The 22,995-nt window shown below is 62.3% G+C and carries 20 protein-coding genes; all 20 read left to right on the top strand.

Translation table 11 applies throughout. The features are described from left to right. Nucleotides 1–27 precede the first annotated feature (27 nt). The 20 genes from flgH to fliJ all read left to right on the top strand — a co-directional run bounded on the left by flgH (nucleotide 28) and on the right by fliJ (nucleotide 22,963). Nucleotides 28–723 carry a flagellar basal body L-ring protein FlgH gene (flgH, locus tag LVS58_RS13180; RefSeq protein ID WP_233691472.1) on the top strand — a complete coding sequence of 232 codons (696 nt, stop codon included), beginning with the start codon at nucleotides 28–30 and terminating at the stop codon, nucleotides 721–723. Between the two features lie 12 nt (nucleotides 724–735). Next, nucleotides 736–1,845 carry a flagellar basal body P-ring protein FlgI gene (locus LVS58_RS13175; RefSeq protein WP_004575771.1) on the top strand — a complete coding sequence of 370 codons (1,110 nt, stop codon included), beginning with the start codon at nucleotides 736–738 and terminating at the stop codon, nucleotides 1,843–1,845. Nucleotides 1,846–1,856: 11 nt separating this feature from the next. Next, a complete protein-coding gene (gene flgJ, locus LVS58_RS13170) occupies nucleotides 1,857–3,011 on the top strand; it encodes a flagellar assembly peptidoglycan hydrolase FlgJ (protein ID WP_233691471.1) in 1,155 nt (384 codons plus the stop codon). A gap of 12 nt (nucleotides 3,012–3,023) precedes the next feature. Continuing rightward, nucleotides 3,024–5,066 carry a flagellar hook-associated protein FlgK gene (flgK, locus tag LVS58_RS13165; protein ID WP_233691470.1) on the top strand — a complete coding sequence of 681 codons (2,043 nt, stop codon included), beginning with the start codon at nucleotides 3,024–3,026 and terminating at the stop codon, nucleotides 5,064–5,066. Nucleotides 5,067–5,079: 13 nt separating this feature from the next. Beyond that, nucleotides 5,080–6,642, top strand: a complete 1,563-nt coding sequence (locus tag LVS58_RS13160) for a flagellar hook-associated protein 3 (protein ID WP_233691469.1) — start codon at nucleotides 5,080–5,082, stop codon at nucleotides 6,640–6,642. Between the two features lie 320 nt (nucleotides 6,643–6,962). After that, nucleotides 6,963–7,892 carry a ketoacyl-ACP synthase III gene (locus LVS58_RS13155; protein ID WP_233691468.1) on the top strand — a complete coding sequence of 310 codons (930 nt, stop codon included), beginning with the start codon at nucleotides 6,963–6,965 and terminating at the stop codon, nucleotides 7,890–7,892. 401 nt (nucleotides 7,893–8,293) lie between these two features. Beyond that, the gene (locus tag LVS58_RS13150) at nucleotides 8,294–9,739 is read left to right on the top strand and encodes a flagellin N-terminal helical domain-containing protein (RefSeq protein ID WP_233691467.1); all 1,446 of its coding nucleotides are present in this window, start codon (nucleotides 8,294–8,296) and stop codon (nucleotides 9,737–9,739) included. A gap of 76 nt (nucleotides 9,740–9,815) precedes the next feature. Further along, nucleotides 9,816–10,172 (top strand): flagellar protein FlaG, encoded by a 357-nt coding sequence (locus LVS58_RS13145; protein WP_233691466.1) that lies wholly within the window; start codon nucleotides 9,816–9,818, stop codon nucleotides 10,170–10,172. 83 nt (nucleotides 10,173–10,255) lie between these two features. Beyond that, on the top strand, nucleotides 10,256–11,644 hold the full coding sequence (fliD, locus tag LVS58_RS13140; protein WP_233691465.1) for a flagellar filament capping protein FliD: 1,389 nt from the start codon (nucleotides 10,256–10,258) through the stop codon (nucleotides 11,642–11,644). A 127-nt stretch (nucleotides 11,645–11,771) separates the two neighbouring features. Then, nucleotides 11,772–12,173, top strand: a complete 402-nt coding sequence (gene fliS, locus LVS58_RS13135) for a flagellar export chaperone FliS (RefSeq protein WP_233691464.1) — start codon at nucleotides 11,772–11,774, stop codon at nucleotides 12,171–12,173. Nucleotides 12,174–12,189: 16 nt separating this feature from the next. Further along, a complete protein-coding gene (locus tag LVS58_RS13130) occupies nucleotides 12,190–12,483 on the top strand; it encodes a flagellar protein FliT (RefSeq protein WP_233691463.1) in 294 nt (97 codons plus the stop codon). Between the two features lie 168 nt (nucleotides 12,484–12,651). Next, nucleotides 12,652–14,127, top strand: a complete 1,476-nt coding sequence (gene fleQ, locus LVS58_RS13125; protein WP_233691462.1) for a transcriptional regulator FleQ — start codon at nucleotides 12,652–12,654, stop codon at nucleotides 14,125–14,127. Between the two features lie 220 nt (nucleotides 14,128–14,347). Then, nucleotides 14,348–15,565, top strand: a complete 1,218-nt coding sequence (locus LVS58_RS13120; protein WP_233691461.1) for a sensor histidine kinase — start codon at nucleotides 14,348–14,350, stop codon at nucleotides 15,563–15,565. Beyond that, the gene (locus LVS58_RS13115) at nucleotides 15,565–16,920 is read left to right on the top strand and encodes a sigma-54-dependent transcriptional regulator (protein WP_233691460.1); all 1,356 of its coding nucleotides are present in this window, start codon (nucleotides 15,565–15,567) and stop codon (nucleotides 16,918–16,920) included. Before LVS58_RS13120 ends, LVS58_RS13115 begins: the two co-directional genes overlap by 1 nt. A gap of 146 nt (nucleotides 16,921–17,066) precedes the next feature. Then, on the top strand, nucleotides 17,067–17,399 hold the full coding sequence (fliE, locus tag LVS58_RS13110) for a flagellar hook-basal body complex protein FliE (RefSeq protein WP_003254438.1): 333 nt from the start codon (nucleotides 17,067–17,069) through the stop codon (nucleotides 17,397–17,399). 15 nt (nucleotides 17,400–17,414) lie between these two features. Further along, nucleotides 17,415–19,193, top strand: coding sequence for a flagellar basal-body MS-ring/collar protein FliF (gene fliF / locus LVS58_RS13105; protein ID WP_233691459.1), 1,779 nt, complete (start codon nucleotides 17,415–17,417; stop codon nucleotides 19,191–19,193). Continuing rightward, on the top strand, nucleotides 19,186–20,205 hold the full coding sequence (gene fliG / locus LVS58_RS13100) for a flagellar motor switch protein FliG (protein ID WP_003254434.1): 1,020 nt from the start codon (nucleotides 19,186–19,188) through the stop codon (nucleotides 20,203–20,205). Before fliF ends, fliG begins: the two co-directional genes overlap by 8 nt. Before the next feature lie 162 nt (nucleotides 20,206–20,367). Continuing rightward, the gene (gene fliH, locus LVS58_RS13095; RefSeq protein ID WP_233691458.1) at nucleotides 20,368–21,159 is read left to right on the top strand and encodes a flagellar assembly protein FliH; all 792 of its coding nucleotides are present in this window, start codon (nucleotides 20,368–20,370) and stop codon (nucleotides 21,157–21,159) included. Next, on the top strand, nucleotides 21,149–22,504 hold the full coding sequence (fliI, locus tag LVS58_RS13090) for a flagellar protein export ATPase FliI (RefSeq protein WP_233691457.1): 1,356 nt from the start codon (nucleotides 21,149–21,151) through the stop codon (nucleotides 22,502–22,504). Before fliH ends, fliI begins: the two co-directional genes overlap by 11 nt. Nucleotides 22,505–22,510: 6 nt before the next feature. Continuing rightward, the gene (fliJ, locus tag LVS58_RS13085) at nucleotides 22,511–22,963 is read left to right on the top strand and encodes a flagellar export protein FliJ (RefSeq protein WP_143494357.1); all 453 of its coding nucleotides are present in this window, start codon (nucleotides 22,511–22,513) and stop codon (nucleotides 22,961–22,963) included. Nucleotides 22,964–22,995: the final 32 nt, after the last annotated feature.

The raw sequence follows: 22,995 nt of genomic DNA, 5'->3' as shown, positions 1-22,995 counted from the left end.
CTTTGTTACACCCGTGAGGTATGCATCATGAATCGTCTGTTGTCCGTGTTCGCCCTGGGGGGGGCGGTGTTGCTGGCAGGTTGCGTCGGCCCGACGCCCAAGCCCAACGACCCGTACTATGCGCCGGTGTTGCCGCGCACCCCGTTGCCGGCAGCGGCCAACAACGGTTCGATCTACCAGGCCGGTTTCGAGCAGAACCTGTACAGCGACCGCAAGGCGTTCCGGGTGGGTGACATCATCACCATCACGCTCAACGAGCGCACGTCCGCCAGCAAGAACGCGGGCTCGCAGATCGCCAAGACCAGCAAGACCGACATCGGCCTGACTTCGCTGTTTGGTAGCACGCCCAACACCAATAATCCGTTCGGTGGCGGCGACCTTTCGCTGGAGGCCGGTTATAGCGGCGATCGCGCGACCAAGGGCGACAGCAAGGCCACTCAGGGCAACACGCTGACCGGTTCGATCACCGTCACCGTGGCCGAGGTGCTGCCCAACGGCATCATCGCCGTGCGCGGCGAGAAGTGGCTGACCCTGAACACCGGCGAAGAGTTGGTGCGCATTGCCGGCATGGTTCGCGCTGACGATATCGCCACTGACAACACCGTGCCGTCCACCCGTGTGGCCGACGCGCGCATCACCTACTCCGGCACCGGTTCGTTCGCCGATGCCAGCCAGCCCGGGTGGCTGGACCGCTTCTTCATCAGCCCGCTTTGGCCTTTCTGAGTACGGATGACCATGTTCAACGTGAGGCAGCTGATTGCCACAACCCTGCTTTTGTCCTGCGCCTTCGCTGCCCAGGCCGAGCGCCTGAAGGACATTGCCAGCATCTCTGGCGTACGTTCCAACCAGTTGATTGGTTACGGCCTGGTGGTGGGCCTCAATGGCACTGGTGACCAGACCACTCAAACGCCGTTCACCCTGCAAACCTTCAATAACATGCTGTCGCAGTTCGGCATCAAGGTGCCGGCCGGTTCCGGCAACGTGCAGCTGAAGAACGTCGCGGCGGTGTCGGTGCATGCCGACCTGCCGCCGTTCGCCAAGCCGGGCCAGGTGGTGGACATTACCGTGTCGTCGATCGGTAACTCGAAGAGCCTGCGCGGCGGCAGCCTGTTGATGACCCCGCTCAAGGGTATCGACGGCAATGTCTACGCCATTGCCCAGGGCAACCTGGTCGTGGGCGGCTTCGATGCCGAGGGCCGTGACGGCTCGAAGATCACCGTCAACGTTCCGTCGGCCGGTCGTATTCCAGGGGGTGCCAGTGTCGAGCGTGCGGTGCCAAGCGGCTTCAACCAGGGCAATACCCTGACCCTGAACCTCAATCGCCCCGACTTCACGACTGCCAAGCGCATCGTGGACAAGGTCAACGACCTGCTCGGCCCCGGCGTGGCCCAGGCGGTGGATGGTGGTTCGGTGCGGGTCAGTGCACCGATGGACCCAAGCCAGCGCGTTGATTATCTGTCGATTCTCGAAAACCTCGAAATCGACCCGGGCCAGGCGGTGGCCAAGGTCATCATCAACTCGCGTACCGGCACCATCGTCATCGGCCAGAACGTCAAGGTGTCGCCGGCGGCGGTCACCCACGGCAGCCTGACCGTGACCATCACCGAAGACCCGATCGTCAGCCAGCCGGGGGCCTTCTCCAATGGCCAGACTGCCGTGGTGCCACGCTCGCGGGTAAACGCCGAGCAGGAAGCCAAGCCGATGTTCAAGTTCGGCCCGGGCACCACGCTGGATGAAATCGTCCGCGCGGTGAACCAGGTGGGCGCAGCGCCCGGCGACCTGATGGCGATCCTCGAAGCCTTGAAACAGGCCGGCGCCTTGCAGGCCGACCTGATCGTGATCTGAGGACGGCGCCGATGAACAGCAAAAGCCTGGTTTCCGGCGGTGCCGACAGCGGTGCGTACACCGACCTCAATCGCCTGAGTTCGCTCAAGCATGGCGACCGCGACAGCGATGCCAACGTGCGCAAGGTAGCCCAGGAGTTCGAATCGCTGTTCATCAGCGAAATGCTCAAGGCCTCGCGCAAGGCCAGTGACGTGCTGGCCGACGACAACCCGATGAACACCGAGACGGTCAAGCAGTACCGTGACATGTATGACCAGCAACTGGCGGTGAGCATGTCACGCGAAGGTGGCGGTATCGGGCTGCAGGACGTGCTGGTGCGCCAACTGACCAAGGGCCGCAGTGCGTCGATCAACACCAGCCCGTTCCCCCGCGTCGATGGCAGTGGCCCGGCGCTGTGGGGCAACAAGGTGGCAGAGCCGGTGCATGCCATGGCCTCGTCCGCTACCCGCAATGACGTTGCTGCACTCAACGCGCGGCGTCTGGCCTTGCCCAGCAAACTCACCGACCGCCTGCTGGCCGGTATCGTGCCGTCGGCGCAAACCACCAATAACGCCGCCGTGCCTGCCCGTGACGGTCAGCAAGTAGCCAAGGCCTTCGCCGTGCCGGACAACGGCCTGCGCATTGTCGGCCGCGCCGTGGCCCAGCCACCGCTGGCACCGAACAAGGCGTTCACCGACAGCGACGCCTTCGTCGCCACCATGCTGCCAATGGCCGAGCAGGCCGCCAGACGCATTGGTATCGACCCACGCTACCTGGTGGCCCAGGCCGCGCTGGAAACCGGTTGGGGCAAGTCGGTGATGCGCAACAGCGACGGCAGCAGCAGCCACAACCTGTTCGGTATCAAAGCGACCGGCAGCTGGCAAGGCGGGCAGGCGCGGGCGATCACCAGCGAATTCCGCGATGGCCAGTTCGTCAAGGAAACGGCGGCGTTCCGCAGCTACGACTCGTACCAGGACAGCTTCCACGACCTCGTTACCTTGCTGCAGAGCAACACTCGCTATCAAGGTGCGCTGGATGCGGCCGATAACCCTGAGCAGTTTGCAAGAGAGCTGCAAAAAGCAGGTTATGCGACCGACCCGGGCTATGCGAAGAAGATCATCAGCATCGCCCAGCAAATGCAGTCAACCCCGCAATACGCCATGGCTGGCAGAACCACGAACTTATAAAAGGACTAAATCATGTCGAGCCTGATTTCCATCGGCCTGAGTGGCCTAAGTGCCAGCCAGGCGGCCTTGTCGGTAACCAGTAACAACATCGCCAACGCCGCGACCAGTGGCTACTCGCGCCAGCAGACGGTTCAGGCAGCGGGGCCTTCGCACAACATCGGCGCAGGTTTCCTGGGTACCGGGACCACGCTGGCGGATGTGCGTCGCATCTACAGTTCCTACCTGGACAACCAGCTGCAGACGGCCACCTCGTTGCAGGCAGACTCGCTGACGTTCCAGGATCAGATCACCAGCGTCGACAAACTGCTGGCCGACCGTGACACCGGCATCAGCTCGGTCCTTACCGCCTTCTTCTCGGCCCTGCAGACGGCGGCGGCGAAGCCGGGTGACGTTGCCTCGCGCCAGCTGCTGCTGACCCAGGCGCAAACCCTGAGCAACCGTTTCAACGCGGTGAGCACCCAGCTGACCCAGCAGAACGCCACGATCAACTCCCAGCTCGATACGATGGCCGGTCAGGTGAACAAGCTCACCGCCAACATTGCCGAGTACAACAAGCAGATCACCGCGGCCAGCGCCTCGGGCAACACCCCCAACAGCCTGCTGGATGCGCGCAGCGAAGCCGTGCGCCAGCTCAACGAGCTGGTAGGGGTGACGGTGCAGGAGCGTGATGGCAACTACGACGTGTACCTGGGCAGTGGCCAGTCGCTGGTCACCGGTACCAAGGCCAACACCTTGTCGGTGGAGCCGGGTGTGGCCGACAAGAGCCAGGTTGGCCTGCGCATCAACTATGACTCGTTCAGCTCGGACGTGACCTCGGTGGTGTCTGGTGGCGCCATTGGTGGCCTGTTGCGTTATCGCCAGGACGTGCTGACGCCGTCGATGAACGAGCTCGGTCGCGTTGCCCTGGTGGTCGCCGACAGCATCAACAGCCAGCTGGGGCAGGGCCTGGATGCCAACGGCCAGTTCGGCAGCTCGCTGTTCTCCAGCATCAACAGCGCCACCGCCATTGCCCAGCGCAGCCTGGCCTCGTCGAACAACAGTGCCGGCTCCGGCAATCTGAATGTCACCATCGCCAACAGCGGTGCGCTGACCACTTACGACTACGAGGTGAAGTTCACCAGCGCCAACCAGTACAGTGTGCGCCGCTCCGATGGCACCGACATGGGCAGCTTCGACCTGAATGCCGACCCGGCACCGGTGATCGATGGTTTCAGCCTGGCGTTGAAAGGCGGCGGCCTGGCAGCCGGCGACAGCTTCAAGGTCATCCCCACCCGTGCAGCTGCCGGGAGCATTACCACGACCCTGACCGATGCCAACAAGCTGGCCTTCGCCGGGCCCGTCAGCGCTACCTCCGGCAGTGGCAACAGCGGGACTGGCACCATCACCCAGCCGACCCTGAGCGAGTCGCTGGACATCTACGGCGGCGCCGATACTGCGCTGATCCAGCAGTCGATTCGCGATTCGATGCCGGTGCGCGTGGTGTTCGATGCTGCCAGTGGCGGCTCCCAGGGCTACAAGCTGTTCGATGCCAAGGGCACCCAGATTGGTACCGGCAGCGTTGTACCAGGTACCGACAACAAACTGTCGGTGACCGTGCCGATGCTCGATGCGGCCGGCGACCCGATTCTGGATGCCAGCGGCAACCCGCGCACGTTCGCCGTCGAGACCACCATCGGCGGCAGCCCTGCGGCCAATGACAGTTTTACGCTGGCGTTCAATGCTGACGGCAAGGCCGACAACCGCAACGCCACGGCACTGCTCGACCTGCAGACCAAGTCGACGGTGAATGTCGGCTCCGGCGGCGGTACCAGCTTCACTTCGGCCTACGCCTCGCTGGTCGAGCGTGTGGGTGCCAAGGCGAACCAGGCATCCATCGACAGCACCGCGACCGAGGCGGTGCTCAAGTCTGCCAGCGAAAGCCGCAGCGCGGTGTCGGGGGTCAACCTGGATGACGAAGCGGCCAGCCTGGTGAAGTTCCAGCATTACTACACGGCGTCATCGCAGATCATCAAGGCGGCGCAAGAAACCTTCAGCACCCTGATCAACGCTTTGTAAGGAGTAGACTATCGTGCGTATTTCCACTGCTCAGTTCTATGAGGCCAGCGCCAGTAGCTACTCCAAGAACTTCTCCAGCATGAACAAGACCAACGACCAGGTGACGTCGGGTATCCGTATCCAGACCGCTGCCGATGACCCGGTCGGTGCTGCGCGCCTGCTGCTGCTGCAACAGCAGCAATCGTTGCTGGACCAGTACAGCGGCAACATCAACACCGTGAGCAATTCGCTGCTGCAGGAAGAGAGCGTGCTCTCTACCATCAACGATGCCATGCAGCGCGCCAGCGAGTTGGCGATCCGTGCCGGTGGCGCCGGGGTGACCGATTCTGACCGCGTGGCCATCGGCACCGAGCTGAAAGAGATCGAGGCCAACATCTTTGGCCTGCTCAACTCACGCGATGCCAACGGCGACTACATGTTCGGCGGCTCCAAGAGCACCACGCCGCCCTATGTGCGTAACTCCGACGGCACCTATAGCTACCACGGCGACCAGACCCAGCTGAGCCTGCAGGTATCCGATACCCTGAGCCTGGCCACCAACGACACCGGTTTCAGCATCTTCGACTCGGCCAGCAACAAGAGCCGCACCCAGTCGACCCTGCTGGTGCCGGCGACTGACGATAGCGTGGTCGGGGTGTCGTCCGGTCTACTGACCTCAAGCACCACCTACAACAACAGTTTCGCGGCAGGCCAGCCCTACAAGCTGACCTTCACCAGCGCGACGCAGTACACCATCACTGACGCCAACGGTAATGACATCACCTCGGAAACGCCCACCAACGGTACCTTCGACAGCAATACCGAAGGTGCCAACAAGATTGCCCTGCGTGGGGTGGAATTCGAAATAACCGTTACCTTGGAGGAGGGGGCCGATGCCGACGCCGCCGTGGGCGGGCGCGAGTTTTCGCTGGAAGCACGCCCGGACTCGTTCAATACCACCCGTAACGGCAGCAACACCTCCAGCGCTCAGGTCACCAGCAGCAGCGTGACCGACGAGGCCGCCTATCGCAGCACGTTCCCCAGTAATGGGGCGGTGATCAAGTTCACGGGGCCGGGCGCTTACGAGTTTTATGCCCAGCCGCTGACGGCCGACAGCAAGCCGGTCGCCAAAGGTACTTTTACGGCACCGTCGTTGACGGTGGCCGGGGTGACCTACCAGGTGTCCGGTTCGCCGGAGGCAGGCGACCAGTTTGCGGTCACGGCCAATACCCACCAGAACCAGAATGTGCTGGAAACCCTCAGCCAACTGCGGGCGGCACTGGAAACGCCGGTGACCGGCGCTGGCGCGGCGAATGCGCTGAAAGATGCCGCGGCCTCGGCCATTGCAAACCTGGCCAGTGCCCGTGAGCAGGTCGATATCACCCGTGGTTCGATCGGTGCTCGCGGCAACTCGCTTGAGATTCAGCGCCAGGAGAACACCAGCCTGGGTCTGGCCAACAAGACCACCCAGAACGCCATCGGCAACACCGACATGTCGCAGGCGGCCATCACCCTGACCTTGCAGCAGGCCATGCTGGAGGCCTCGCAGCTGGCCTTCTCGCGTATTTCCCAGCTGAGCCTGTTCAACAAGCTCTGATCTGCCTGCCTGATCCGGGGGCTGCGCAGCAGCCCCCATCGATATTCGCTGCGAAGCTGATTATTCGGGGGCCAGTGCCCGCCCGGTCATTCCGCAAATTCCCCAGTCCCCACCCCCTCGCCACGGCTTTCGTAGCATTTCAATGTGACCAATGAGTCAAAACGCTCATCTTCCCTGTATTCTATGCAGCAGCTGTTGCAGCATTTTGTTACCGGTGCGCAGGCGAGCCCTGCCTACAACCCTGGCGGTGACCGCTCCGGTATTTGGCGCCCTCAATTCATCGAGTGGTGGTCTTTGGCTGTTTTCATTGGGAAGCCAGAATGATTGGCATCAAAAGCATTGCGAGTTACGTGCCCTCCGCTGGCCTGGACAACTACGTTCAGGGTGCGAAATTCGGCAAGGACGAAGAGTTCATGTTCGGCAAGATCGGTGCGTCGTTCCTGCCGCGCAAGGCCGAAGAGCAAGAAACCTCCGACTTGTGCGTAGAAGCCGCGCAGGCGCTGTTCGCCAGCAACCCCGACCTTGATCCGCAATCGATCGATGCGTTGATCGTGGTCACCCAGAACGGCGATGAAGAAGGCCTGCCGCACACCGCTGCCATCGTCCAGAGCAAACTTGGCCTGTCTACCCGCGTGGCGGCGTTCGACGTGTCGCTGGGCTGCTCCGGCTATGTGTATGGCCTGTATGCGATCAAAGGCTTCATGGAAGCGGCAGGCCTGAAGAACGGCCTGCTGATCACCGCCGACCCGTATTCGAAGATTGTCGACCCGGAAGACCGCAACACCACCATGCTGTTCGGCGACGCCGCCACGGCTACCTGGATGGGTGAAAACGCGGTATGGAACCTGGGCCAGGCGCGTTTCGGCACTGACGGTTCCGGTGCCGAGCACCTGAAAGTCAGCGATGGCAAGTTCTTCATGAACGGCCGCCAGGTGTTCAACTTCGCCCTGGTCAAAGTGCCCGCGCACCTGCACGAGCTGCTGGACGCCAGCGGCCTGAAGTCGTCGGATATCGACGCCTTCTGCATCCACCAGGGCAGTGCGGCGATTGTCGACGCCGTGGCGCGACGCTTTGAAGAGCAACACCCGGAGAAGTTCGTCAAGGACATGCTGGAAACCGGCAATACGGTGTCTTCCAGCGTTCCGCTGCTGCTGCAGAAGCACATGCTCGATGGCAACTGGAAGCGCGTGGCGATCAGCGGCTTCGGCGTGGGCCTGTCGTGGGGCTCGGCCATCCTGTACCGCGACTGATCCCAGTCAGCCCACAAAAGCGCCCGGCGGCCACCGCCCGGCGCTTTTTTCTTGCCAAAAATAAATCCCTGCCTGACGCGGCCCGTTGTAGGAGCGGGTTCACCCGCGAACACCGGCAAAGCCGGTGCCATAGACCGAGCGGCCTGCTTCGCGGGTGAACCCGCTCCTAGGAGAATGGCGGCAGTGCGGTGCTGGTCGGCCCGTTCTGAAAGGTTTTTGACGCCAATAAACCGCCCTTAACCCCTTGATTTCTCGGGGCTGGCCCCATGCCAGTATTTTTTTTTTGAAAAAACCCTCAAGCAACCCGCGCACCCGACGATAACCATTACGAAGGTTCTCTAGGCCAATCCGGCGGTTGCCAAGGCCGGAAGCCGCAGTACCCATCCAACGAGGATTTCGTCATGGCTTTAACTGTAAACACCAACATTGCGTCGATCACCACCCAGGGCAACCTGACCAAGGCGAGCAACGCCCAGACCACTTCGATGCAGCGTCTGTCCTCGGGTCTGCGCATCAACAGCGCTAAAGACGACGCTGCCGGCCTGCAGATCGCCAACCGTCTGACCAGCCAGATCAATGGCCTGGGCCAGGCTGTGAAGAACGCCAACGACGGTATCTCGATCGCCCAGACCGCTGAAGGTGCAATGCAGGCCTCGACCGACATCCTGCAGAAAATGCGTACCCTGGCCCTGTCCTCGGCTACTGGCTCGCTGAGCGCCGACGACCGTAAGTCGAACAACGACGAATACCAGGCTCTGACCGCTGAGCTGAACCGTATTTCCGACACCACCACCTTCGGTGGCCAGAAGCTGCTGGACGGCTCGTACGGCACCAAGGCCATCCAGGTCGGCGCCAACGCCAACGAAACCATCAACCTGACTCTGGACAACGTTTCGGCCAAGAGCATTGGTTCGCAGCAAGTCAAGAGCGTCGGCATCACCCCGGGCGCAACCGGTATTGCTGGCGGCGCTGTCACCGTCACTGGTAACGGCCAGAGCACTGACGTGACCCTGGCTGCAGGTGCTTCCGCCAAGGAAATCGCCAAGACCCTGAACGGCGCAGTAGGTGGCCTGACCGCTACCGCAAGCACCGAAGTCGAATTCACCATCGACGCAGCTGCTATCGCCGCTGCCACCCCGGCATCCGCCAACTTCAAACTCGAAGTCGGCGGCCAGACTGTCGACTTCGTGGGTGTGACCGACACCGCCGGTCTTGCTGACCAGCTGAAGTCCAACGCTGCCAAGCTGGGTATCAGCGTCAACTATGACGAGACCAAGGGCACTCTGTCGGTCAAGTCCGATACCGGTGAAAACCTCAAGTTCACTGCTGCCGACGCCGGTGCCGTTGCAGGTATCGAAGTTGCTGCCAAAGACGGTTCGGGCGCACTTGGTACTGCCGCCGCGTTGGATGCGGCCACTCTGATCGTCACCGGCGCGGTGAACCTGGACTCCGCCAAGGGTTACTCGCTGACCGGCCCTGGCGTTGAAGAGCTGTTCGCGGGTACTGGTGTTACCGCTGTGACTTCGGCCAAGACGTCCATCGCCGAAACCGACGTTACCGACGCCACCAACGCCCAGAACGCTCTGGCTGTTATCGACAAAGCGATCGGCTCCATCGACAGCGTCCGTTCGGGCCTGGGTGCTACCCAGAACCGTCTGCAGACCACCGTCGACAACCTGCAGAACATCCAGAAGAACTCCACCGCTGCCCGCTCCACCGTGCAGGACGTGGACTTCGCTTCGGAAACTGCCGAGCTGACCAAGCAGCAGACTCTGCAGCAGGCTTCGACTGCGATCCTGTCGCAGGCTAACCAGCTGCCATCGTCGGTCCTGAAACTGCTTCAGTAATTCAGGCGCTTGAGTGAAGGGTGAAAGGGTGCGTTTACGTGCCCTTTCACCCTTTTTGACATGAGGAGTTCGAAACATGGACATGAGTGTCAAGCTGAACCAGGTGTATCCGACGGTATTGCCCCTGGCGCCAGGAGCTGATCGCGAGCGAGAGCCGGCCATGCCTGCCAAGGTGCAGGAAGCCGCTGCCTCCGATAATCAGCCGCACTCGCGCGAGGACCTGGAAAAAGCGGTTGGCGAAATTCGTGATTTCGTCCAGTCGAGCCAGCGCCAGCTGGACTTTTCCATTGATGATTCCACGGGCCGGGTTGTAGTCAAAGTGATTGCTACCCAGTCCGGTGAGGTGATCCGGCAACTTCCGTCGGAAGCTGCGCTGAAATTGGCGCAGAGCCTCAGTGAAGCCAGCAGCCTGCTGTTCGACGGTCAGGCATAGGCTGGCATGATTTTTGTTGTTGTCGACTATTTGATGGATTTATCCGCCAAGGATCCGGCAGCTACTGAACAAGGAGAGCAATGATGGCAGGTACAACAGTCAGCGGTATTGGCTCGGGCATCGATACCCAGGCGATCGTCGAATCCCTGGTGGCCGCGCAGAAGGCGCCAAAACAGGCGCAGATCAATACCCAAACACTGAAGGCAACCACCACGTTGTCCTCTATTGGCAAGATCCAGGCGGCCTTGGATGCCTTCCGTGGCGCGCTGACCACCATGACCGACAGCAATAGTTTTGGTGGCCTGAGCCTGAAATCTTCGGATGAGAAAGTCGCGACCGTCACCATGGGAACCGGGGCTGCCAATGGTTCGTTCAAGTTGATTGTCGACAAGCTGGCGACTGCGTCAAAAGTTTCCACCAAAGTTTATGCAGGTGGCGCGGGGTCGGTAGTCAATAGCGGCAGTACGCCGACTACGCTGACCATCAGTCAGGGCGGCAAGGACTTCGATCTTAATGTTCCCGCTGGCGCCACATTGCAGCAGGTGCGCGACAGCATCAATAGCCAGTTCGGTGTAGCGGGCCTTAGCGCCAACGTGCTGACGGATGCCAATGGTTCTCGCCTGATCGTCACCTCGACCAAAATGGGTGAAGGCTCTGACATTACCCTTTCGGGTAATTCGGGCATCGATACCGGCTATACCATTGTTGATGAGCCGACGGACGCCGAGTACACCCTGGACGGCATTGCCATGAAGTCCAAGACCAATGACATCACCGATGCTGTCAGTGGTCTCAACATTAAGCTGGTGGGTGTTTCACCGATAAACGCAACCAGTGGCGAGCCTACGGCGACCATCCTCTCGCTGACTACCAGCTCCACAACTTTGAAATCGGGCCTCAAGGGTTTCATCGATACCTACAACGCGTTGTTGACGGTGATGAACGCCGAAACCAAGGTGACCAAAAACGCCAATGGCACCATGACGGCTGCGGCGCTGACGGGTGATGCCACAATGCGCACGCTGATGACCTCCATTCGCGAGGAGCTCAATGCGGTATCGGGCAATGGTACGTTGAAGTCGCTCGCTGCCTTTGGTGTCACTTCGGCCCAGGATGGCGGTGCGCTGAGCCTGGACGACAAGAAGTGGGACAAGGTTGCTTCCACCAATGCGGCGGACCTGACCAGTATTTTCAATGGCAAGGATGGCCTGCTGGCGCGCCTGCAAAAAGTCACAGAGCCATTCGCCAAGGCAGCAACCGGCACCCTCGCCGAGCGCTCCAAGGTCCTCAGCGAAAGCCTGACCAAGCTCACGGCCGAGCAGGAAACCCTTGATGCCCGTATGGAAGCCCTGCAAAAGAGCCTGCAGGACAAGTACAACAACATGGACACCCTGGTCACCCAGCTGCGTCAGCAGCAGAACTCGGTGCTGAGTACCCTCAACGCACTGAACAAGGCGAACAGTGACGATTAATCCGTGAACATTGCATGAAGTCCGTGCAAGATGCCGGGCTTCATGTGATCGGTGGGTAAAGTTTTTCGCCGCCTGCCCGATACAAGGAATATCTCCCCCTTAAGCCTGCCCGTCACGAGGTCGCAAGATGAATCCCATGAGAGCCCTTCGTCAGTACCAGAAGGTCAATTCCCATGCCCAGATTTCCGAAGCCACGCCCCATCGCCTGGTACAGATGCTGATGGAAGGCGGTCTCGATCGCATGGCGCAGGCCAAGGGTGCGATGGCGCGTGGCGACGTTGCGGAAAAGGGCCTGATGCTGGGCAAGGCGATCGACATCATCATCGGCCTGCGCGATGGCTTGTCGCCTGAAAAGAGCGAAAACCCGGAGTATGTCGAAAAGCTCGACGCCCTCTACGTCTACATGACCAACCGACTGATGCAGGCCAACGTGGACAACGATGCCAGCATTATCGACGAAGTTGCACAGCTGCTGATTACCGTGAAAAGTGGTTGGGACGGCATTGCCGACGCCCAGCCTGCCAGCTGATGGCAAGGAGATTACCGTGACCGCACTGCAACGCCTCGATGACACCTGCGATGCCCTGATTGGGGCCTTGGGTGAGCGTGACTGGGAAGCCATCGCCAAGCTGGATGTGGCCTGCCGCGCGTGCATCGACGAGGTGCTGGAAACCCACGCGATGGACCAGGCGTTGCTGCGCGAGAAGCTGGAAGGGGTGTTGCAGCTCTACCGCAACCTGATCGATGTGACAACCGGTGAACGCCAGGCAATTGCCGAAGAGATGATGCAGATCAATCAAGCGAAAAATGCATCGAAGGTATACCATCTCTTCAGTTAAGATGCGCACAACTTAACAAAAGGCGCCATAAATTTGACTGTGTGGGCCTTTTTGACTTTACTAGTGGCTGTTTTCGAATTTCAGACGTCCGAACACTGACCATTCAGTCGGAATGATGTCGAGCACGCCCCTGCAGGGCGCCGATATGACTAGGGAAGTTGCTATTGCATGTGGCGTGAAACCAAGATTCTGCTGATCGATGACGACAGCGCGCGCCGCCGCGACCTTGCGGTGGTGCTGAACTTCCTCGGCGAAGAAAACCTCGCGTGTGCCAGCCATGACTGGCAGCAGGCGGTCGAGCCATTGTCCTCGAGCCGCGAAGTATTGTGCGTGCTCATCGGCACCGTAAATGCTCCGGGCAATCTGCTTGGGCTGCTTAAGACAGTGGCTACCTGGGATGAGTTCCTTCCGGTTTTGCTTTTAGGTGAAATTTCTTCTGCCGAACTGCCGGAGGACCTTCGCCGCCGGGTGCTTTCCAACCTGGAAATGCCGCCAAGCTACAGCCAACTGCTGGACTCGCTGCACCGTGCCCAGGTTTATCGCGAAATGTATGACCAGGCGCGCGAGCGCGGTCGTCAGCGCGAGCCCAATCTGTTCCGCAGCCTGGTCGGCACCAGTCGGGCCATTCAGCACGTACGGCAGATGATGCAGCAAGTGGCGGATACCGACGCCAGCGTGCTGATCCTGGGGGAGTCGGGCACCGGCAAGGAAGTGGTGGCGCGCAACCTGCATTACCATTCCAAACGCCGCGAAGCGCCGTTCGTACCCGTCAACTGTGGTGCGATCCCGGCCGAGCTGCTGGAAAGCGAACTGTTCGGCCATGAGAAGGGCGCCTTTACCGGGGCCATCACCAGCCGTGCCGGGCGTTTCGAGCTGGCCAACGGCGGTACCCTGTTCCTCGACGAAATCGGCGATATGCCGTTGCCGATGCAGGTCAAGCTGCTGCGCGTGTTGCAGGAGCGTACCTTCGAGCGCGTGGGCAGCAACAAGACCCAGAGCATCGACGTGCGCATCATCGCTGCGACGCACAAGAACCTCGAAACCATGATCGAGAGCGGCACTTTCCGCGAAGACCTGTACTACCGCCTGAACGTGTTCCCTATCGAAATGGCGCCGCTGCGTGAGCGGGTCGAAGACATCCCGTTGCTGATGAACGAGCTGATTTCGCGCATGGAGCACGAGAAGCGCGGGTCCATTCGCTTTAATTCCGCCTCGATCATGTCGCTGTGTCGTCACGGCTGGCCGGGTAACGTGCGCGAGCTGGCCAACCTGGTCGAGCGCATGGCGATCATGCACCCGTACGGGGTCATTGGTGTGTCGGAACTGCCGAAGAAATTCCGCTATGTCGATGACGAAGACGAGCAGATGGTCGACAGCTTGCGCAGCGATCTGGAAGAGCGCGTGGCGATCAATGGCCACACACCAAACTTCAGCAACAATGCCATGCTGCCGCCCGAAGGCCTGGACCTCAAGGACTACCTGGGTAGCCTGGAGCAGGGGCTGATCCAGCAGGCGCTGGACGATGCCAATGGTATCGTTGCGCGCGCGGCTGAGCGTTTGCGTATTCGCCGTACCACCTTGGTGGAGAAAATGCGCAAGTACGGCATGAGCCGCCAGGGCGGTGAGGAGCAGGCGGAGGATTGATGTTTGGGCGGGGGTGTTCGCCTTGGGGGTTGCGTTTGGGCGGATATCGAGCGCCGCCCGCGCGGCGCTCGATATCCCAGGCACAACAAAACTCACGGCGAACCCTTCTCGGTCTTAACGCAATCCTACGTCAAACCCAAACCCCCATCTCCGGCACGGCTATTGCTACACCGCTGGCAACACACCGTTTTTATGACGGTCAGCCACGCGAGAGAGCACGATGCCCCAGGCCGCCCACGTATCCCGAGCCCCCGATCAGCAGGGGCAAACCCCGGTCGCGCAGGACAGCGGCCAGGGTATCGCGCAGGCGTTCGCCCTGTTCAATCAGGTGTCCAGCCAGCTAAGCCAGTCCTACAGCCTGCTCGAGGCTCGGGTCAGTGAACTCAAAGGTGAGCTGGCGGTAGTCAGCGCCCAGCGCATCGACGAACTGAGCGAAAAGGAACGCCTGGCCAACCGCCTGCAGAACCTGCTGGACTTGTTGCCCGGCGGGGTGATCGTGATCGATGGCCAGGGCCTGGTCCGCGAAGCCAACCCGGCTGCCTGCGAGTTGCTTGGCGAGCCTCTGATCGGCCAATTGTGGCGCCAGGTGATCGCCCGTAGCTTTGCACCGCGCAAGGACGACGGTCACGAAGTCTCGCTGCGCGACGGCCGCCGCCTGTCGATCGCCACCCGCTCGCTGGACGCCGAGCCTGGCCAGTTGGTGCTGCTCAACGACCTGACTGAAACCCGTCGCCTCCAGGACCAGCTGGCTCGCCACGAGCGCCTGTCGTCGTTGGGGCGCATGGTGGCCTCGCTGGCCCACCAGATCCGCACACCGCTGTCGGCAGCCATGCTCTATGCCGGCCACCTGGCCGACAACGAGCAAGCGCTGAGCGCAGAAACCCGTCAGCGCTTCGCCGCGACCTTGAAGGAGCGCCTGCACGAGCTGGAACACCAGGTGCGCGACATGCTGGTGTTTGCCCGTGGCGAGCTGCCGCTGGGGGATCGGGTGACCCCGAAAGCGCTGTTCCAGGCCCTGCAGCAGGCGGCCCAGGCGCATGTGCAGGGGCACGCCGTGCGCTGGCAGTGCGACAGTCATCTGGGTGAGCTGCTGTGCAACCGCGACACCCTGGTCGGCGCCTTGCTCAACCTGATTGAAAATGCCCTGCAGGCCAGCGATGGCCCGGCACGGCTGAAGGTGCACCTGTACCGCCGTGAGCGTAGCTTGCATCTGTGCGTCAGCGATGCCGGCAGCGGCATCGATGCAGGCTTGCTCGGCCGTTTGGGCGAGCCGTTCCTCACCACCAAGGCCACCGGTACCGGCCTGGGCCTGGCCGTGGTCAAGGCGGTGGTGCGTGCGCATCAGGGCACGATCAACCTGCGCTCGAAGGTCGGCCGTGGTACTTGCGTGCGGGTAGAGCTGCCGTTGATCGACGGGCAGTTGGCGGAGGGGGTGTAATGGCAATCAAGGTGCTGCTGGTCGAGGATGACCGCGTATTGCGCCAGGCGTTGGGCGATACTTTGGAAATCGGCGGTTTCGCCTACCAGGCAGTGGGCAGTGCCGAAGAGGCGCTGGAGGCCGTACTGGATGACGCGTTCAGCCTGGTGGTCAGTGACGTCAACATGCCCGGTATGGACGGCCATCAGTTGCTCAGCCAGCTGCGCCGCCAGCAGCCACAGTTGCCGGTGCTGTTGATGACGGCGCACGCCGCCGTCGAGCGTGCGGTCGAGGCTATGCGCCAAGGCGCCGTAGATTACCTGGTCAAACCGTTCGAGCCCAAGGCGCTGCTCAGCCTCGTGGAGCGGCATGCCGCCGGGCGTGTCACCGGCGAAGAAGGGCCGGTGGCCTGCGAGCCGGCCAGCCGTCAGTTGCTGGAGCTGGCTGCCCGAGTGGCGCGCAGTGACTCGACTGTGCTGATTTCCGGCGAGTCCGGTACTGGCAAGGAAGTGCTGGCGCGCTACATTCACCAGCAGTCGCCGCGTGCGGCGCAGCCCTTCGTGGCGATCAACTGCGCGGCGATTCCTGACAACATGCTCGAAGCCACTCTGTTCGGTCACGAGAAGGGCGCCTTCACTGGTGCTATCGCGGCTCAGGCTGGCAAGTTTGAACAGGCCGAAGGCGGCACCCTGCTGCTGGACGAAATCTCGGAAATGCCCATGGCCTTGCAGGCCAAGCTGCTACGCGTACTGCAGGAGCGCGAGGTGGAGCGGGTAGGCGGGCGCAAGCCGATCAGCCTGGACATTCGGGTGCTGGCCACCACCAACCGCGACCTGGCCGGCGAAGTGGCGGCCGGGCGCTTCCGCGAAGACCTGTACTACCGCCTGTCAGTGTTCCCGCTGGCCTGGCGCCCCCTGCGTGAGCGGCCGGGCGATATCCTGCAGCTGGCTGAGCGCCTGCTGGCGCGCCATGTGAACAAGATGAAGCATGCCCCGGTGCGCCTCTCACCTGCCGCTCGGGCCTGCCTGCAGGCATATGCCTGGCCAGGCAACGTGCGCGAGCTGGACAACGCCCTGCAGCGGGCGTTGATTTTGCAGCAGGGGGGCGTGATCGAGGCGGCGGATTTTTGTCTGGCAGGCGCCATTCCATTGTCGGCTGGCACAGAGCCATCACTGGAAGTGGTTGCTGATGCCGGCGGCCTGGGGGATGACATGCGCCGCCACGAGTACCAGATGATCATCGACACCCTGCGCGCCGAGCGCGGTCGCCGCAAAGAGGCGGCCGAACGCCTGGGGATCAGCCCGCGTACGTTGCGCTACAAGCTGGCGCAGATGCGCGATGCCGGGTTTGACGTCGAGGCCAGTCTGTTCGGCTGACAGGCCAATCATCTGCAACTGGCGCTCCCACAGGAATTGTGTGATTCCTGGGAAATGAGTCACGAAGGCTGGCACCTTTGTTGCTTTAGGTAGGTCATTCGCCGCATGACTGTCAAAAAAATGCGGCCGCAGGAGAGAGAAGGGTCATGAGCCAAGGTGTTGAATTCAATCGTCTGATGTTGGACATGCGGGCCATGCAGGCCGATGCCATGTCGCTGCCCAAGGTCACTGCCGCCCCCGAGCTGGCGCCAGGGCAAAGCACCTTCGCCGACATGCTCGGCCAGGCCATCGGCAAGGTGCATGAGACGCAGCAGGCCTCGACCCAACTGGCCAACGCGTTCGAAATCGGCAAAAGCGGCGTCGACCTGACTGACGTGATGATCGCTTCGCAAAAGGCCAGCGTGTCGATGCAAGCCATGACCCAGGTACGCAACAAGCTGGTCCAGGCGTACCAGGACATCATGCAGATGCCGGTTTGAGGACGGATGTAACCCATGGCTGAAGCAGTCGTCGAAAACGCCCCCGCCAAAGCTGGCTCGCCAGCGGCCAAGCCGCCGCTGTTTGGCATGGCGTTTCTGGAAAACATCTCGCAGATGCCCATGCTGCGCCAGGTCGGCCTCATGGTCGGCCTGGCGGCCAGCGTGGCCATCGGCTTTGCCGTGGTGCTGTGGTCGCAACAACCCGATTACCGTCCGTTGTACGGCAGCCTGTCGGGCATGGACACCAAGCAGGTCATGGACACCCTGGCCGCTGCTGACATCCCCTATAACGTGGAGCCCAACTCGGGCGCCCTGCTGGTCAAGGCCGACGACCTCTCCCGTGCGCGCCTGAAACTGGCAGCCGCCGGCGTGGCGCCGAGCGACGGCAATGTGGGCTTCGAGCTGCTCGACAAGGAGCAGGGCCTGGGCACCAGCCAGTTCATGGAAGCCACCCGCTACCGCCGCAGCCTGGAAGGCGAACTGGCACGTACCGTTTCCAGCCTCAACAACGTCAAGGCCGCGCGCGTGCACCTGGCCATCCCGAAAAGTTCGGTGTTCGTGCGTGATGAACGCAAGCCCAGCGCCTCGGTACTGGTCGAGCTGTACCCAGGCCGTGCACTGGAAGCCGGGCAGGTGATGGCCATCGTCAACCTGGTGGCCACCAGCGTGCCGGAACTGGACAAATCCCAGGTCACCGTCGTCGACCAGAAAGGCAACCTGCTGTCCGAGCAGATTCAGGATTCCGCGCTGACCCAGGCTGGCAAGCAGTTCGACTACAGCCGCCGGGTGGAAAGCATGCTCACCCAGCGTGTGCACAACATTCTGCAGCCGGTGCTGGGCAACGACCGCTACAAGGCCGAAGTGTCCGCCGACCTCGACTTCAGCGCGGTCGAGTCCACCTCCGAACAGTTCAATCCCGACCAGCCGGCGTTGCGCAGCGAGCAGTCGGTCGACGAACAGCGTGCCAGCAGCCAAGGCCCGCAAGGCGTGCCTGGCGCGCTGAGCAACCAGCCGCCAGGCGCCGCTTCGGCACCGCAGACCACCGGTGGCGCGGCTACCCCGGCTGCTGCCATTCAGCCTGGCCAACCGCTGGTGGATGCCAACGGCCAGCAGATCATGGACCCGGCCACCGGTCAGCCGATGCTCGCGCCGTACCCAGCAGATAAACGTCAGCAAAGTACCAGAAACTTCGAGCTGGACCGTTCCATCAGCCACACTCGCCAGCAGCAGGGGCGCATGACCCGCCTGTCGGTAGCGGTGGTGGTGGACGACCAGATCAAGATCGACCCGGCCACTGGCGATACCACTCGGGTACCTTGGGGGGGCGAGGACCTGGCGCGCTTTACCCGGCTGGTGCAGGACGCCGTCGGCTTCGATGCCAGCCGTGGCGACAGCGTGACGGTGATCAACGTGCCGTTCGCGGCCGACCGTGGCGAGGAAATCGCCGACATCGCCTTCTACCAGCAGCCGTGGTTCTGGGACATCGTCAAGCAAGTGCTGGGCGTGGTGTTCATTCTGGTGCTGGTGTTCGGCGTGTTGCGGCCAGTGCTGAACAACATTACGGGGGGCGGCAAGCAGGCTGCCTCGGACAGCGACATGGAGCTGGGCGGCATGATGGGTCTGGATGGCGAACTGGCCAACGACCGCGTCAGTCTGGGTGGCCCGACAAGCATTCTGCTGCCTAGCCCGAGCGAGGGTTACGAGGCACAGCTCAACGCAATCAAAGGCCTGGTGGCCGAAGACCCGGGCCGTGTGGCTCAGGTCGTGAAAGACTGGATCAACGCCGATGAGTGATAACCGAGCCGTTACCGCCAAGCTGAGCCGCGTCGACAAGGCGGCGATCCTCCTGCTCTCGCTGGGCGAGACCGATGCGGCCCAGGTGCTGCGGCACATGGGCCCGAAGGAAGTGCAGCGGGTGGGTGTGGCCATGGCGCAGATGGGCAATGTGCACCGTGACCAGGTCGAACAGGTGATGAGCGAGTTCGTCGATATCGTCGGCGACCAGACCAGCCTGGGCGTCGGTTCTGATGCGTACATCCGCAAGATGCTCAACCAGGCCCTGGGTGAGGACAAGGCCAACGGCCTGGTCGACCGCATCCTGCTGGGCGGCAATACCAGCGGCCTGGACAGCCTCAAGTGGATGGAGCCGCGTGCCGTGGCCGACGTGATCCGCTACGAGCACCCCCAGATCCAGGCCATCGTGGTTGCCTACCTCGACCCGGACCAGGCCGGTGAAGTGCTGAGCAACTTCGACCACAAGGTGCGCCTGGACATCGTCTTGCGCGTGTCATCGCTGAACACCGTGCAACCCGCGGCGCTGAAGGAGCTGAACCAGATTCTCGAGAAGCAGTTCTCGGGCAACTCCAACGCCGCGCGCACCACCCTGGGTGGTATCAAGCGTGCTGCCGACATCATGAACTTCCTCGACAGCTCGGTGGAAGGCGCCCTGATGGACGCGATCCGCGAAATCGACAGCGACCTGTCGGAGCAGATCGAAGACTTGATGTTCGTCTTCAACAACCTGGCCGACGTCGACGACCGGGGCATCCAGGCGCTGTTGCGCGAAGTGTCCTCGGACGTGTTGGTGGTGTCGCTCAAGGGCGCCGACGAGCGGGTCAAGGACAAGATCTTCAAGAACATGTCCAAACGTGCTTCGGAGCTGCTGCGCGACGATCTGGAGGCCAAAGGGCCGGTACGGGTCAGCGACGTGGAAACCGCGCAGAAGGAAATCCTCACCATTGCCCGGCGCATGGCCGAGGCCGGCGAGATCGTGCTCGGCGGCAAGGGCGCCGAGGAAATGATCTAAGGTATTCGCGATCCCATAGCCGACGCCGCCTGTTGTAGGAGCGGGTTTACCCGCGAAGGCGTCGGCCCTGGCAATCGAGGTTGTCGCTGCCGACGCATTCGCGGGTGAACCCGCTCCTACAAGGGACCGTGTCGGCCGAACATGGTTTGAGAACATGACAGCATGCCCACCAAAGAACACCACCCCAGCGACCTGATCCGCGCCCGCGACCTCGAGGGCGTGGACGTGTGGACGCTGCCAAGCTTCGACCCGGAACCGGCGCCTGCGCCCGAGCCAGAGTCGGAACCCGAGGTCATCGAAGAAGTCGAGGAAGTGCCGCTGGAAGAAGTCCAGCCACTGACCCTGGAAGAGCTCGAAGCCATCCGTCAGGAGGCCTACAACGAGGGCTTCGCCACCGGTGAGCGCGAGGGCTTCCACAGCACCCAGCTCAAGGTCCGCCAGGAGGCCGAAGAGGCCCTGAAGGCCAAGCTGGACAGCCTCGAGCGGCTGATGGCCAACCTGATGGAGCCGATCGCCGAGCAGGACACGCAGATCGAGAAAAGCCTGGTGCACCTGATCGCGCACATGAGCCGCCAGGTGATTGGCCGCGAGCTGCGCAACGATTCCAGCCAGATCACTCAGGTGCTGCGCGAAGCGCTCAAGCTGCTGCCCATGGGCGCGGACAATATCCGCATCCACCTCAACCCGCAGGATTTCGAGCTGGCCAAGGCCCTGCGCGAGCGCCATGAGGAGAACTGGCGGCTGCTGGAAGACAGCGCGCTGCTACCGGGTGGTTGCCGCATCGAGACGGCCCACAGCCGTATCGATGCCACCATGGAAACGCGTATAGAAAAAGCGGTGGCGCAGCTGTTCGACCAGTTGCACGACCATTCCCTGCACCCGGCGGCGCCGGACCTTTCGATAGACCTGGCCGCGCCGGCCGAGCGTGCCGTGGACAGCCCAGATGCGCCTTGAACGTACCAGTTTCGGCAAGCGCCTCGGCTCCTACGCGGAGGCCATCGAGCTGCCGGCCCAGCCCATCGTCGAAGGCCGCCTGCTGCGTATGGTCGGCCTCACCCTGGAGGCTGAAGGCCTGCGTGCTGCAGTGGGCAGCCGCTGCCTGGTGATCAACGACGACAGTTATCACCCGGTGCAGGTCGAGGCCGAAGTCATGGGCTTTGCCGGGCCCAAGGTGTTTCTGATGCCGGTGGGCAGTATCGTCGGCATCGCTCCGGGGGCCCGGGTAGTGCCGCTGGATGACGGCGGCCGTCTGCCCATGGGCATGAGCATGCTGGGCCGGGTGCTCGACGGCGCCGGCCGTGCGCTGGATGGCAAGGGCGGGATGAAGGCCGAGGACTGGGTGCCGATGGACGGCCCGGTGATCAACCCGCTCAACCGCGACCCCATCAGCAAACCGTTGGATGTGGGCATTCGCAGTATCAACGGCCTGCTTACCGTCGGCCGTGGCCAGCGGCTAGGCCTGTTTGCCGGTACCGGGGTGGGTAAATCGGTGCTGCTGGGCATGATGACCCGCTTCACCGAAGCCGAAATCATCGTGGTCGGCCTGATCGGTGAGCGGGGGCGCGAGGTGAAGGAGTTCATCGAGCACATCCTCGGTGAGGAGGGTCTCAAGCGCTCGGTGGTGGTGGCCTCGCCAGCCGATGATGCGCCGCTGATGCGCCTGCGCGCAGCCATGTATTGCACACGCATTGCCGAGTACTTCCGCGACAAAGGCAAGAATGTGCTGTTGCTGATGGACTCGTTGACCCGTTTCGCCCAGGCCCAGCGGGAAATTGCCCTGGCCATCGGCGAGCCGCCGGCCACCCGGGGTTACCCGCCATCGGTGTTCGCCAAGCTGCCTAAACTGGTGGAGCGGGCAGGCAATGGCGAACCTGGCGGTGGTTCGATCACTGCGTTCTATACCGTGCTGTCTGAAGGCGACGATCAGCAAGACCCGATTGCCGACTCGGCGCGGGGCGTGCTTGACGGCCACTTTGTGCTGTCGCGTCGGCTGGCTGAGGAAGGCCATTACCCGGCCATCGACATCGAAGCGTCGATCAGCCGGGTCATGCCGCAAGTGGTCGATCCCGACCACTTGCGCCAGGCGCAGAAGTTCAAGCAGCTGTGGTCGCGTCTGTCGCAAAGCCGCGACCTGATCAGCGTGGGTGCCTATGTGGCCGGCGGTGATCCGGAGACTGACCTGGCCATTGCCTTGCAATCGAAGCTGGTTGAGTTTCTGCGCCAGGGCTTGCGCGAGAATGTGGGCATGGCGCAGAGCCGCGAACAGCTGGGGGCGATTTTCACGCCCCCGGCAGGTTGATAAGCCATGGCGCTGCCCGGACGTGCCGCGCGCCTGGCGCCGGTGGTGGACATGGCCGAAGAGGCCGAGCGCAAGGCGGCTCAACGCCTTGGCCATTTCCAGCAGCAGGTGGCCACGGCCCAGGCCAAGCTGGCCGAGCTGGAGCGCTTTCGCGAGGATTACCAGCTGCAGTGGATCAACCGCGGCGGGCAAGGGGTCAATGGCAGCTGGCTGGTCAATTACCAGCGCTTTCTGGGGCAGCTGGAAACGGCCATGACCCAGCAGCGGCAAAGCCTGGTCTGGCACCAGAACAACCTCAATAACGCCCGTGGTACCTGGCAGCAGGCCTATGCCCGGGTCGAAGGCTTGCGCAAGCTGGTGCAGCGCTACCTGGACGAAGCCCGGCGCGCTGAAGACAAGCGTGAGCAGCGGTTGCTGGATGAGCTGTCGCAGCGTCTGCCGCGGCAAAACCATCTATAGGTGTTCGCCTCAGGCCTTGCGGTGTCCGTGAG

It is taken from the genome of Pseudomonas sp. JR33AA (genome assembly GCF_021378985.1).
GTDB lineage: Bacteria > Pseudomonadota > Gammaproteobacteria > Pseudomonadales > Pseudomonadaceae > Aquipseudomonas > Aquipseudomonas alloputida.
This window is presented reverse-complemented; position numbering and strand designations above follow the sequence as displayed.